This is a genomic window from Lysinibacillus capsici, from assembly GCF_020217405.1.
In the GTDB taxonomy this organism is placed as follows: Bacteria; Bacillota; Bacilli; order Bacillales_A; family Planococcaceae; genus Lysinibacillus; species Lysinibacillus capsici.
Window position 1 is genome coordinate 1,625,891 of record NZ_CP084108.1, and the last position, 12,889, is coordinate 1,638,779.

The window sequence follows — 12,889 nt, forward strand, 5'->3', positions numbered from 1 at the left end:
AGGCGTCAAGGTAATGACGCCTCTGTTTTTGTCTCCGGTTTTGTATGATCCAGTAAAAATTCCACACGATTTCCACCATGGTGTTTGGCCTGATATAAAGCCTTGTCACATCTAGATAATAAGGAATGAATTGTATCGCCCCTCACAAAGCAAGTCACTCCAATAATGATATACATATCAATGCTATCTAGTTTATCTGTTACCTCTAGCCAATGGGATTCATTTTTATCTATTCAAATATTATCCATGGATAAACGTAACCAAATAGTATTTCTCGTATGCCAGAAGAATGGATACGATTGATTACTAGCCACAAAAGAATGATCATGGACATCACTCAATATATCTTCGATGGAGACCATTTTGGAATTAAATTCTGTCCTAACACAAGAGGATCTAGCAGCTTATCTGTTGGGCTGATTGCACTAACAGGGGGGATGAGAGCGAACATAACTAGGATAATAAGTGTGAATAAATTTATTCTTCTGACAATTTTATTTTCCATGTAAGGGTCATAGCTCCTATTCTACAGTTACTAGATTATATGTAAACAATTGAATAGCCTATTACAAGATATTTGCCACAACATTATTATAGATCATAACAGCAAGATTGAGGACGAAATAAAAGGATAGTTCCTGATAATATAAGGTCTAACAAACAGCATGGAGGCTTATATTATGTCAAAAATTCAGCAATTCTATGATTTACATTTTTCACAAGAGCTATTATTTATTGGGAATGCTTGGGATGTTTTATCAGCATTATCATTAGAAAAGGCAGGCTTTCAAGCAATCGGCACAACAAGCTGGGGCATAGCGAACTCACTTGGCTATGCAGACGGTGAACAAATCGATTTTCAACGACATCTAACAATTATTCAATCCATTACAGAGCAAGTCAACATACCCGTATCAGCAGATATAGAAGCGGGGTATGGCCATGATGAACAAAGTATTATCGACAATGTTTTGAGAACGGCAGATGTGGGAGTAGCAGGGATTAACATTGAAGATTCCTTTAAACATCAAACAGGCTTAAGAAGCATAATTGATCACTGTTATTTATTAACAAACATGAGGAAAGAATTAGATAATCATGGCTATAAAGATTTCTTTATTAATGCTCGAACAGATACGTATTTTCAATTAGAGCAACCATTTGAAGAAACAATAACAAGAGCAAAAGCTTATATTGAGAGCGGAGCAAGTGGTATATTTATCCCAGGCTTAACAGATGCCAATGAAATAAGCGCGATGACTCGTAATATAAATGCGCCTATTAATCTTCTTTCATTACCTAGTTTAACGAATGTCAAGCTACTAAAAGAATTAGGGGTGAAACGCTTTAGCTTTGGAAATGCACTTTCAGATAAAATAATTGCGCATTTAACACAGCATGCTGCACAATTATTAAAAGACCAAGATACTTCTGCGTTATATATATAGTCGATGGGAATGAGGTGAAATAATCATGGACAATGCCATCAATTTATCATTTGAGGAAAAATGGGAAAAGATTATAGCGTGTGATCAAACCTATGATGGGCTTTTTTATACAGCGGTTAAAACTACTAAGATTTATTGCCGTCCTTCCTGTAAATCCAGAAAGCCGAAAAAGATGAATGTTGAATTTTATGAAGATATCCAAGAGGTAGAGGCGGCTGGCTATCGGGCATGTAAACGATGTCAGCCTGAAATCGAACATTCCCCACACACGCAATTGATTAAAAATGTCACGACTTTTATGATGAACGCATATAAACAAAGAGTGACTTTACAGGATATGGCGGAGCATGTTGGCCTCAGTCCCTTTCACCTTGAACGACTATTTAAACAAGAGACTGCTGAGACGCCTCGAACGTATTTAGAGAAAATCAGAATTGATAAGGCTGCCCATCTATTAAAACATACCGACTTTACAAATTTAGAAATATGTTATGAAGCTGGCTTTCAAAGCCCATCTAATTTTTATAAAGTTTTTCGACGGCTGAAAAATTGTTCGCCTACAGAATACCGTAACCTATCGTAACAGGGAGACATGATATGAAATGGACAAACGATGTTGGTTCTTTAGTGATCGAGTTACCACAAGCATTTAATTATAGAGAGTGTTTGCAGTTCTTAAAGCGCTCACATCACGAAATTCTTCACCATATAAAGGATAATGTGCTCTACAAATTATTGAAGATTGATGAACAATTTATTTTATGTGAAATAACTGAGCAAGCCCATAAAATAATAGTAACATTCCCAATGAAACAGCCAGCTAGCCATGAACAGGCAATCATCGCTCAATATGTCGCAGAGTGGTTTGATATAACAAAGGATTTGCAGGGGTATTACCAGATGGCTGAAAACGATCAAATCTTAAGTTCACTTGTGAAAAAATATAGCGGATTACGGTTAATCGGGATTCCTGATTTATTTGAAGCATTAGTTTGGGCAATTATTGGTCAACAAATAAATTTATCTTTTGCCTATATGTTAAAAAAGAGATTTGTTGAGCATTTTGGAGAATATATTTACTTTGAGGGGCAAAGCTACTGGCTGTTTCCAACGCCAGAGAGAATAGCTGCTATTGAGGTAGATAATTTGATCAACCTCCAATTTACACGGCGGAAATCAGAATACATTATTAATATTGCCAAAATGATCACAAGCGGTCAATTGACAAAAGATTTGTTGTGTCAACAAGAGGACTACGAAGCCATGAAAAAAAGATTAATGGACATTCGAGGAATTGGAGCATGGACAGCAGATTATGTGCTGATGAAGTGTCTGCAACAACCGACAGCCTTTCCTATAGCAGATGTTGGTCTGCATACTGCTTTAAAAATACAATTAGCCTTAGAACGAAAGCCAACAATTGAAGAATTAAAGAACTATGCGGAACATTGGCAAGGCTGGCAAGCTTATGCCACCTTTTATTTATGGAGGTCACTGTATGAAACGGTATAAATTAGATTATCTATCACCAATTGGGATTATAGAAGTTGAGGGAAGTGATACAGCAATTGATGCCATTAACTTTGCAGAGCGAGAGCAAGTCGTCAATGCTCCTCAGAAAGACACACCTGAAGTTTTACTAGAATGTGTTAAGCAATTGCATGAGTATTTTCTAGGTGATCGTCAGGAGTTCTCATTTCCTTATGTTTTTCAAGGTACAGATTTTCAGCAAGCTGTTTGGCATGTTTTACCGAGTGTAGGATTTGGTGAAACAGCCTCATATAAGGATATCGCCATTGCTATTAACAATGAAAAAGCTGTAAGGGCTGTTGGTAGTGCGAATGGTAAAAATAATATCAGCATAGTTGTGCCATGTCATCGAATTATCGGCTCCAATGGAACGCTGACAGGTTATGGAGGCGGGATGTGGCGCAAAGAATGGCTGCTTCAGCATGAGCAGACACATAAAAATCCATCCAAGTAACTCCATTCATCAACGTACGTTATTTCGCCATTTGTACACAGTATAAAAAAGAGGTTATTGCAAAAAATAAGACCGTCAAAACGGCGGTTGTAATGACTAGTCTTTGTCATTTTATCGCTTCTTATGACACCTCCCTGCTAAGAAATATAGCTTGGAGTATTGAAAATAAAGGAGGTGTACACATGAGCGTGCTTTATAGAATCGCCTTAGTACTAGTTATTATAGGTGCAATCAACTGGGGACTCATTGGATTCTTTAGATTTGATTTAGTGGCTTATTTATTTGGTGGACAAACGGCGGTCTTATCACGTTGGATTTATGCACTCGTTGGTCTTGCTGGGCTAGTTTCGATTCCAATTCTTGTAAAGCGATTTGAAGACGAGGATGATGTGGATACATTCACTCGTATGGATAGAAATCCTAGCTATGGCATGGAGGCTGGAGAAGAAACAGATTTCTCAGAAGTAAGAAAAACGGAAGAGAAAAAAGAGAACAAATAGTTAAACTGTAAAAACTAGTGACCATGTTGGCGCTTCAGTTTTTTCAAAATATTCGCGTAGCTATTGACTACGCGAATATTTATTTTTTAGGATTAGTCCTGATTACTTGGAAATGCAAAGGAAGAGGTAACGTCATTCCCTTGTTCTATCCATTTTTCTGAAATGGTTTTCGCTTTTGTAAAGAAACGTACTTGGTCAGGTCCAAACATATGCCCCTCACCAAATCTTGAACGTTTCCAGCCACCAAAGTTATGATAGCCTACTGGAATAGGAATCGGTATATTGACACCTACCATACCTACTTCAATTTCAGTGGTAAACTTTCGAGCTGCTGCACCATTGTTTGTAAAGATGGTTACACCATTTCCTAATTCATGGGCATTAATAAGGGCTATAGCTTCCTCTAATGTTGCCACGCGGACAACATTCCGTGCAGGTCCAAAAACTTCTTGTTCATAAATTTCCATTCCAGGCTTTACATGATCAAGTAATGTAGGTCCAAGATAGAAACCGTTCGATTGTTTGGCAATTTCCGGATTTCGCCCATCGCAGACCAGTGTTGCGCCTTCTTCTAGGCTACGATCGATATAGCCAATGATGGCATCCTTTGATTGCTGAGTAATGACTGGTCCAAAATCAACTTCGGCATCTGTATAGGGGCCCACTTTTAATTTGGCAATTTTATCGGCAAGAATACCCACTAATTTATTGGCTGTATCCTCACCAACAGGAATAATGGTTGACAGTGCCATACAACGCTGGGAGGCCGCTCCATAGGCAGCCCCTAAAAAGGCATTTGCTACATGCTCTAAATCAGCATCTGGCATAACCACCATATTATTTTTACCTCCCCCTAGTGCTGTGACACGCTTCCCATGTTTAGAGGCTGTAGCATAAATGGCTTCTGCAACTGGCGTAGAGCCTACAAAGGAAATCGCTTCAATGGCTGGATGGCATAACAGCTCATTCACAGCATCTTTGTCCCCATTCATAACAGTCCAAACCCCATCTGGTAAGCCTGCCTCTTTCCACAGCTCTGATAAAAATAATGCGGAGCAAGGAACCCGCTCTGATGGCTTCAGAATCACACAGTTTCCTACAGCCACCGCCATGCTTGTAATTGCAAGCGGTACCATGACAGGGAAATTAAATGGTGAAATAGCCGCTACAATGCCTAATGGTTCTTTCAGAGAATAGGCATTGATATGACCACCAACGTTCACCGAATACTCTCCTTTAAGTAAATGTGGAGCATTGATAGCTAAATCAACAGATTCTAACCCGCGTGTAATTTCGCCCCTGGCATCCTCAATCGTTTTGCCACTCTCTGTACAAATCATATCAATTAGTTCATCAATATTTTCTGTTATGAGTTGGCGGAATTTAAGGATAATTTCAGCTCGTTTACCAACTGATAAGGCACGCCAAGCAGGAAAAGCCGCTTGGGCAGCAGCAATCGCCTCCTGTACCTCTTGTTTTGTTGCCAAAGGTACGCGAGCAATGACAGTACCAGTGCTTGGGTTGAATACATCTGAAAACTGACCGCTTTTCCCTAGAACTGTTTGTCCATTGATAAAATGACCTAAATCCTGTATGTCTGTATTCGTTACCATCTAGTTATTCCTCCTACAGTTTAATAGAATGTAAGGCTTGTACAAATTTTTCAACAATGAAATTCTTCTCATCTGAGGAAATATTCAGAGGAGGAGATAAGGTTAACACATTATTGAAACCTGCCACGGTTACCCCGTTTTTCCCAATGATTAACCCTTGTTCCTTACATTGTGTGATTACTTTGTTCACTAGCGTAATGTCGAGCGGTGTTTTGCTGTCTTTATCTTGTACTAGCTCTACGCCAATTAATAAGCCTTTCCCACGAATATCCCCAACATTCGGGTGCTCCTTTAATTGCTCTTGTAATGCAGTGAGTAATGTAGCACCTAGTGCAGCCGAGTGGGCAAATAAATTTTCCTTTTCCATTATTTCAATATTTTTTAATGCGACGGCACATGCTGCTGGTGATCCACCGAATGTGTTGACATGACGGAAAAAGTCATATTCCTCAGTTCCAGCAAACGCCTCATAAATTTCACGACGAACAGCTGTAGCAGACAGTGGCATATAAGCGCTTGTTAAGCCTTTCGCCATAGTCACAATATCAGGCTGGATGCCGTAGTTTTGGAATCCAAAAGCTTTGCCTGTACGACCAAAACCACAAATGACTTCATCGACAATGAGTAGTGCGCCATGCTTCTCACAAACAGCTTTAACTCCCTGTAAGTAGCTGTCGTGGGGCATAATTACACCACCGCCAGTAATAATAGGCTCCATAATGACTGCTGCTACGGAATCTGACATTTCCCAAGTCATAACATGATCGATTGCTTGGACGGATGGTAATGCACAAGGGTCCTTACTTTGAATATGGTCCTCATTGGCACGATAAGCGTCAGGTGGTGTGACATGTAAAAAACCTGGTGCCAGTGGCTCATATTTATATTTTCTTTGAGCTTGTCCAGTTGCTGCAAGAGCACCCATCGAGCTACCATGATAGGCACGGTAACGGGAAATAATTTTCGTTCGATTGACGTGACCTTTTTGTTGATGATATTGTCTAGCTATTTTGAAGGCTGCCTCATTTGCCTCAGAGCCACTATTAGAGAAGAAGACGACATAATCATCCCCTAAAAGCTCATTAATTTTTTCACTTAATTGAATAGCAGGGATGTGCCCAATAGATAATGGGGTATACGTATTTTCTAGCAATTGCTCATAGGCAACTTTGGCAATCTCCTCACGTCCATAGCCAACGTTCACACACCATAAACCTGCCATTGCATCTAAATAGCGCTTACCTTCAATGTCAGTAATCCATGCTCCTTTAGAGGATTGGACGATCATTGTTGCATTTGGATTGTAGGGCTTCATAGAATGCCATACAAATTGTTCATCTTTTACTTGCCAATTGGGACTTGTTACATTGGTCACGAAGCTTCACTCCTTCTAAACAGGTAGTTGATTAGCATGCATATGTCTTCCTCAGATATGGACAACAAAAATGCACAGTCGCCCCTATTTGTACTTTATATGTATGCTTCCAGAATTTTAGAAGGAGTATTTAAGGAGAAAGATAATTCAGTTAATTTAAAGTTGTGACAGGCTATTGATGCATTAAGACATCCTCAATTAAAAAGGCAATATACAAATTAGTCTTCGTAAAGGGATTGCCTAAGTCCATATCTAATAGCATTTCAATTTTCTTCATTTTATAGAGGACCGTGTTTCGATGTATAAATTGACGTTCACTAATCCTGCTTGTACTGCCATTTTCCTCAACGAAAATACGTAAAAAAGGTACATAGTCTGTCCCATGTAATTCATCGTAGCGATAAAGCTGTCCTAAAATATCCTGACTGAACGATTTCATTAGGGGCTGATTTTTCACAGCCATCAATATTTTATAGGCACCGATTTCTTTATACTTATACAAATAACGATTGTTATGAAGCTGTGCTAAATGGATGACAGTTAAGGACTCATCATAGCTTTGGCGAACATTTTCTAGCTCTTTATGAAAATTACCTTTGCCGATAATAATATCCAAGTAACCATTTTTTAGTGTGATTTTTTCATAGATTTCTTCCACAACTTTTGAGAAGGGTATATTAGGTGTATTGATTTGTGCTTTATCAATTAAAAAGATGAGGTGATTTTTATGCTTTAATTTTAAGAAGCGTTGATAGCGATTTTGAAAAGCGAATTGGATCATGACCTCATAACGGTCAATAGCTGCTTTGGAGCCAATGGTTGTACAAGTTATGATCGCTAATTCTCTTCCTTGAGGAAATCCTAGCTGTGCTAGTTGATCTTTCATTGTGTTAGTGTTTTGTTTGTAATGAAATAGTAGATTGAAAAGAACCTTTTCTTCGATAGAAAGCTCTTGATGGTGATTGGCAATAAATTGAAAGGTAGTTTTTAATAGATCAGCAATGCGATAATTCCATGGCATTTTAAAAATAGGGAAATCATGTTGATTGGCAAAAGAGATGACAGCTTCTGGAATGCTAGGAATGAATGGTCCTGTATTAATGATAAAGCCAGCTACTTTTTTCGTGTATGCCTGTTTGACAAGATGTTCCAAGGAGTCTTGCTGTGCATCTAAATGAATGCCTGTTGTGACGACCAATTCATTGGGTCTACAAAACATGATTAAATCACTGCTTTCCACAACATTAATACCAGTAACTCTGCGATACGTACCACTATGTCCAGCGACTAATGTGAGCATTGGGAAATGAACTCCCTCTACAATTTTACGAATCGTCCCCATATGTTCCCCCCTTAATTATGAACATAACTTACCATATATGATGTGCAGTTGCACATATTTTTTTAGTTTACTATCCATATCTCACAAATTTTATCTATTTTAGAATGTTTATTAACTACTGGGAAAGAGAGGACTTGCATATGTATAAATGTAATAGTAGACGATTGCAAGAGTTAATTGAACAATTTAGTCAATTTGGGGCCACGGAAAATGGTGGCGTCACACGTTTGTCTCTTTCGAATGAGGATGTATTAGCAAGAAACTATTTTTGTGAGTGTTGTAAAACGTTAGGAATGGATATTCAGGTGGACGATATGGGCAACATTTACGCCACTCTTCCTGGTAAAAAGAATGTGCCACCCATTGTCATGGGTTCCCATCTAGATTCAGTAGAAAAGGGTGGGAGATTTGATGGTGTGCTAGGTGTACTAACAGCGATCGAGGCCATTCGAACAATAAAGGAAAATGATATCGAAGTGGACATTCCTCTTACGATTGTCAACTTCACGAATGAAGAAGGGGCGCGTTTTGATCCAGCCATGATGAGTTCAGGCGTCATTACTTCGAAATTCGACAAAGAAAAAATGCTCCAATCTACGGATAAAAACGGCATTCGTTTTCAACAAGCTTTACAAGCAAGTGGCTATGAGGGAGAGCAAGCCAATCGTCTGAAGGAGGCACTTGCTTATATCGAATTGCATATTGAACAAGGGCCAGTATTAGAAGCAAAACAGCAGGAAATTGGTGTGGTTGAAGGTGTGCTAGGCATGGTCTGCTATGAAATTACAATTAGTGGGCAATCAAACCATGCAGGTACAACCCCAATGTCAATGCGTAAAGACCCAATGATTGTGGCATCAACCATCATTAAAGAGCTATATGAACAATTAGGAAAAATTGACGAACAACTTGTTTTTACCTTTGGTCGTATGAATGTTTCCCCGAATATTCATACCGTTATCCCAAATAAGGTGACATTTACAATTGATTCACGTCATCAAAAGCCAGAGGTCATGCAACAGGTTGAGGATATTCTCAACGCGCTTCCTGAGACAGCGGGCGGATGCCATATTCAGCCTGTCAAGTTATGGGGCAGAGATACCGTGCATTTTGATAGTGCGATTTGCAATGAAGTAGAAAGAGCTTGTCAAAGCTTTGGCTATTCATCTCATCGTATGTTTAGTGGCGCTGGACATGATGCACAGTATATGGCAAGTATGGTTCCTTCCGCGATGATTTTTGTTCCAAGTATTCAAGGGAAGAGTCATTGTGAAGAAGAGGAAACAGCCTTTGAAGATTGTGCAAAGGGCGCAGATATTTTATTGGAGACGGTGTTAACGCTACAAACGAAGTTTAGTATGGGCGAAACATATACACTGCATTAACTATCAAGCATTCTCTAATTTTGCGATGAAGGGTGAGAGGCATAGTGAAAAAAATCATTAAAGGTGGACGAGTAGCAACAGCTGCTGATGTATTTGAGGCAGATATTTTAATTGAGAACGGTAAAATTGTTCAGATTGGACAAAATTTAACGGATGCTGGCGCTGAAATTATTGATGCTACAGGCAAGTATGTATTGCCTGGTGGCATTGATCCCCATACGCATTTAGACATGCCATTCAATAATACAGTGACGGATGATGATTGGAAATCAGGCACCATTGCAGCGGCTTTTGGTGGGACAACTACTATTTTAGATTTCTGTTTAACAGCAGGAGAAGAAAAGTTATCGACAGCCGTAGAGAAATGGCATGACAAGGCAAAAGGAAAGTCTGCTATTGACTATGGCTTCCACTTGATGATTGGTGATCTAACACCTGAAACCGAAGCTGAATTACCACAATTATTGGAGCAAGAGGGCATTACTTCTGTCAAGGTCTTCATGGCTTATGCAAAAGAATTCCAAGCGACAGATCGTACACTATTTAAAGCCTTTAAAATCGCTAAGGATCTTGGTGCGATAGTGATGGTTCATTGTGAAAATGGCTCTGTTATAGATGAGCTAGTAGAGGAGGCAAGACGTGCTGGACATAAGGAACCGATCTATCATGCACTAACTCGTCCAGCGGAATTGGAGGGAGAGGCAACAAAACGTGCTATCGAATTAGCTCATATAGCTGGTGCGAAGCTCTATGTGGTGCATGTGACATGTAAAGAAGCGGTAGATGAAATTATTGCTGCTCGTGAAAAGGGCTATGATGTTTATGGTGAAACTTGTCCACCATATTTAACGCTCGATCAATCCGCATTGGCGCAGCCAGGCTTTGAAGGAGCCAAATATGTTTGGTCACCACCACTTCGTCCTAAATATCATCAAGAACATTTATGGAATGCCTTAAAGGCAAAACAGCTACAGACGATTGGCTCAGACCAATGCTCCTTTAGCTTTAAAGGTAAAAAGCAGTTAGGCTTAAATGATTTCTCGAAAATTCCAAATGGCGGACCATTCATTGAAGACCGCTTCAGCATTTTATACTCAGAGGGCGTGGCAAAAGGTAGAATTTCCATCCATGAATTTGTTGATATGATCTCTACTAGTGCCGCAAAAATATTTGGCTTATTCCCACAAAAAGGAACGATTGCAATTGGTTCAGATGCGGATATCGTCATTTTTGACCCAGAGGCACAGCGCCAAATTTCAGCTAAAACACATCATATGAATGTGGACTATAACCCATATGAAGGCTGGGAGGTAACAGGTGAGCCTGTTAGTGTACTCGTACGTGGGGAATATGTCATTAAAAATAAAGAATTTGTAGGTGTACTTGGCAGTGGACGATACATTAAACGTCCATTAAAAACAGTAGCTGCGGAAGCATTAAACATTTAGCTTCCTGCAGGATAGGACCGATTGTTTTGACTGGAGAGCAAAGCAATCGGTCTACGTAATTAGTGTACGGAAAAAATGAACACATGAGGGGGATGTGGAAATGGTTCCGATTCAAGAAAATGCAATGACCGTGCAGCTTAGACGTAATTTTGTGGAATTAAAAGGTAAGATGACAAAGAATGAGGCAATTGAGGAAGCCAATCGTTGTCTGTATTGCTATGACGCACCATGTATTAAAGCATGTCCAACAAGTATTCAAATACCCAATTTCATAAAAAAAATTGCATCCGGTAATATGAAGGGTTCTGCTACGACTATATTAGAAGCAAACCCAATTGGTGCGAGCTGTGCAAGAGTTTGTCCAACGGAAGAACTGTGTGAAGGGGCGTGTGTCTTAAATTCTTCAACAAAGCCAATTAAAATTGGTGAGTTACAACGTTATGCAACGGATTGGGCAATGGAAACCAATGCTCAGCTATTTAAGGCAGGTCCACATAATGGACAGAAAATAGCCATTGTAGGGGCAGGTCCTGCTGGTTTGTCGGCAGCTCGTGAGCTCAGTCGCTTAGGCTATCAAGTTACTATTTATGAAGCTGAAGCGAAGGCTGGGGGCTTAGGAAGCTATGGAATTGTAGCATTCCGATTACCAAATGATGTCGTAGATTGGGAAGTAGAGCAGATTGAACAGCTCGGTGTGGACATTCAAACGAATACAGCTGTAGGTGTAGATATTTCTGCAGATGAAATTTTGGCGCACTATGACAGTGTGATTTTAGCTGTTGGTATGGGTGCTGTCCCAAATTTGGGCATTGATGGAGAAGATTTAGAAGGGGTACATGATGCCATTGAGTTTATTCGAAAAACAAAAATGGGACCGCTTACAAATGATATTTTAGGAAAACGAGTAGCTGTAATCGGTGCTGGAAACACGGCGATAGACGGTGCTACAAGTGCGGTGCGTTTAGGTGCAGACAATGTACAAATTCTCTATCGTAGAACAGAAAAAGAAATGACAGCATACAAATTTGAATATGAATTTGCCAAGCAGGATGGTGTGGAATTTAAATGGCTAACTGCACCTAAAAAAATTATTGGCAATGAAGCAGGAAAGGTGACAGGCATTGAATGTGTGAAAATGAAGCTTGGTGAGGCAGGTCCTGATGGTCGACAACGCCCTGAAGAAGTAAAGGGCTCCAATTTTATTATTGAAGTGGATGCTGTTATTAAAGCCATCGGGCAAACTCGTTTTGTATCGTTAATTGAAGCCTTTGGTTTAGCTCATACAAATGGTGTCGTAGACATTGATGAGACAACAATGCAAACGTCCAATGACAAAGTATTTGCATGTGGAGATGTTGTCTTTGGTAATGGACAGGGTGAAGCGATGGTAGTGACCGCTGTACAGCAAGGAAAAGATGCAGCATATAAGATTCATGAACGTTTAAGAAAACCAAGTGAGATTGCATAAAGTGAACCTTCAATCAGTGGAGGTTCTTCCTCCACTGATTGTTAGATTCACCAATCGGGCTTTTACAGGCTGTTAACCCTCTTCTGAATGATTATACAGTATCCTATGTTCTGAAATGGTGGTCATACAGCCTGTTAATACGGGATAAAGTGAACCTTCAATCAGTGGAGGCTCTTCCTCCACTGATTGTTAGATTCACCAATCGGGTTTTTACAGGCTGTTAACCCTCTTCTGAATGATTATACAGTATCCTATGTTCTGAAATGGTGGTCATACAGCCTGTATCTGACACTATGCTTTCAGTTGACAAAAGATTGTTAGTACGG

The 12,889-nt window shown here is 39.6% G+C and carries 12 protein-coding genes; 8 read left to right on the forward strand and 4 right to left on the reverse strand.

Annotation, left to right across the window (positions count from 1 at the left end):
- Positions 1–5 precede the first annotated feature (5 nt).
- Positions 6–176, reverse strand: coding sequence for a GGDEF domain-containing protein (locus LCP48_RS23460; RefSeq protein WP_152412431.1), 171 nt, complete (start codon positions 174–176; stop codon positions 6–8).
- Positions 177–680: 504 nt separating this feature from the next.
- On the opposite strand from LCP48_RS23460, the gene LCP48_RS07730 reads away from it, so the two are divergent.
- The 5 genes from LCP48_RS07730 to LCP48_RS07750 all read left to right on the forward strand — a co-directional run bounded on the left by LCP48_RS07730 (position 681) and on the right by LCP48_RS07750 (position 3,932).
- Positions 681–1,448: an isocitrate lyase/PEP mutase family protein gene (locus tag LCP48_RS07730; protein ID WP_225340834.1), complete on the forward strand. Its 768-nt coding sequence runs from the start codon at positions 681–683 to the stop codon at positions 1,446–1,448.
- A gap of 25 nt (positions 1,449–1,473) precedes the next feature.
- Positions 1,474–2,031 (forward strand): bifunctional transcriptional activator/DNA repair enzyme AdaA, encoded by a 558-nt coding sequence (locus LCP48_RS07735; protein ID WP_225340835.1) that lies wholly within the window; start codon positions 1,474–1,476, stop codon positions 2,029–2,031.
- Between the two features lie 14 nt (positions 2,032–2,045).
- Entirely contained in the window at positions 2,046–2,960 is a 915-nt protein-coding gene (locus LCP48_RS07740; protein ID WP_009370852.1) for a DNA-3-methyladenine glycosylase family protein, read from the forward strand.
- On the forward strand, positions 2,947–3,432 hold the full coding sequence (locus LCP48_RS07745) for a methylated-DNA--[protein]-cysteine S-methyltransferase (protein ID WP_004232732.1): 486 nt from the start codon (positions 2,947–2,949) through the stop codon (positions 3,430–3,432). The genes LCP48_RS07740 and LCP48_RS07745 overlap by 14 nt, the downstream gene beginning before the upstream one ends.
- Positions 3,433–3,614: 182 nt before the next feature.
- Entirely contained in the window at positions 3,615–3,932 is a 318-nt protein-coding gene (locus tag LCP48_RS07750) for a DUF378 domain-containing protein (RefSeq protein ID WP_004232735.1), read from the forward strand.
- 92 nt (positions 3,933–4,024) lie between these two features.
- Here the strand turns inward: LCP48_RS07750 and LCP48_RS07755 are convergent, their stop codons facing one another.
- From LCP48_RS07755 to LCP48_RS07765, 3 genes are all read right to left on the reverse strand, one after another.
- Positions 4,025–5,545, reverse strand: coding sequence for a CoA-acylating methylmalonate-semialdehyde dehydrogenase (locus tag LCP48_RS07755; protein ID WP_225340836.1), 1,521 nt, complete (start codon positions 5,543–5,545; stop codon positions 4,025–4,027).
- 13 nt (positions 5,546–5,558) lie between these two features.
- Positions 5,559–6,920, reverse strand: coding sequence for an aspartate aminotransferase family protein (locus LCP48_RS07760; RefSeq protein WP_009370854.1), 1,362 nt, complete (start codon positions 6,918–6,920; stop codon positions 5,559–5,561).
- Between the two features lie 172 nt (positions 6,921–7,092).
- Entirely contained in the window at positions 7,093–8,262 is a 1,170-nt protein-coding gene (locus tag LCP48_RS07765) for a PucR family transcriptional regulator (protein WP_216485697.1), read from the reverse strand.
- 140 nt (positions 8,263–8,402) lie between these two features.
- Between LCP48_RS07765 and LCP48_RS07770 the strand changes: the two genes are divergently transcribed.
- The 3 genes from LCP48_RS07770 (at position 8,403) to LCP48_RS07780 (ending at position 12,563) form a co-directional block, all read left to right on the forward strand.
- Positions 8,403–9,647 (forward strand): Zn-dependent hydrolase, encoded by a 1,245-nt coding sequence (locus LCP48_RS07770; RefSeq protein ID WP_009370856.1) that lies wholly within the window; start codon positions 8,403–8,405, stop codon positions 9,645–9,647.
- Between the two features lie 44 nt (positions 9,648–9,691).
- Positions 9,692–11,095, forward strand: coding sequence for a dihydropyrimidinase (hydA, locus tag LCP48_RS07775; RefSeq protein WP_225340837.1), 1,404 nt, complete (start codon positions 9,692–9,694; stop codon positions 11,093–11,095).
- A gap of 100 nt (positions 11,096–11,195) precedes the next feature.
- The gene (locus LCP48_RS07780; RefSeq protein WP_009370857.1) at positions 11,196–12,563 is read left to right on the forward strand and encodes an NAD(P)-dependent oxidoreductase; all 1,368 of its coding nucleotides are present in this window, start codon (positions 11,196–11,198) and stop codon (positions 12,561–12,563) included.
- The last annotated feature ends 326 nt before the right edge of the window (positions 12,564–12,889 follow it).

Coding starts and splice junctions, on each gene's coding strand:
- LCP48_RS23460 (WP_152412431.1), bottom strand. CDS start 176: ATGTATATCATTATTGGAGTGACTTGCTTTGTGAGGGGCGATACAATT.
- LCP48_RS07730 (WP_225340834.1), top strand. CDS start 681: ATGTCAAAAATTCAGCAATTCTATGATTTACATTTTTCACAAGAGCTA.
- LCP48_RS07735 (WP_225340835.1), top strand. CDS start 1,474: ATGGACAATGCCATCAATTTATCATTTGAGGAAAAATGGGAAAAGATT.
- LCP48_RS07740 (WP_009370852.1), top strand. CDS start 2,046: ATGAAATGGACAAACGATGTTGGTTCTTTAGTGATCGAGTTACCACAA.
- LCP48_RS07745 (WP_004232732.1), top strand. CDS start 2,947: ATGAAACGGTATAAATTAGATTATCTATCACCAATTGGGATTATAGAA.
- LCP48_RS07750 (WP_004232735.1), top strand. CDS start 3,615: ATGAGCGTGCTTTATAGAATCGCCTTAGTACTAGTTATTATAGGTGCA.
- LCP48_RS07755 (WP_225340836.1), bottom strand. CDS start 5,545: ATGGTAACGAATACAGACATACAGGATTTAGGTCATTTTATCAATGGA.
- LCP48_RS07765 (WP_216485697.1), bottom strand. CDS start 8,262: ATGGGGACGATTCGTAAAATTGTAGAGGGAGTTCATTTCCCAATGCTC.
- LCP48_RS07770 (WP_009370856.1), top strand. CDS start 8,403: ATGTATAAATGTAATAGTAGACGATTGCAAGAGTTAATTGAACAATTT.
- LCP48_RS07780 (WP_009370857.1), top strand. CDS start 11,196: ATGGTTCCGATTCAAGAAAATGCAATGACCGTGCAGCTTAGACGTAAT.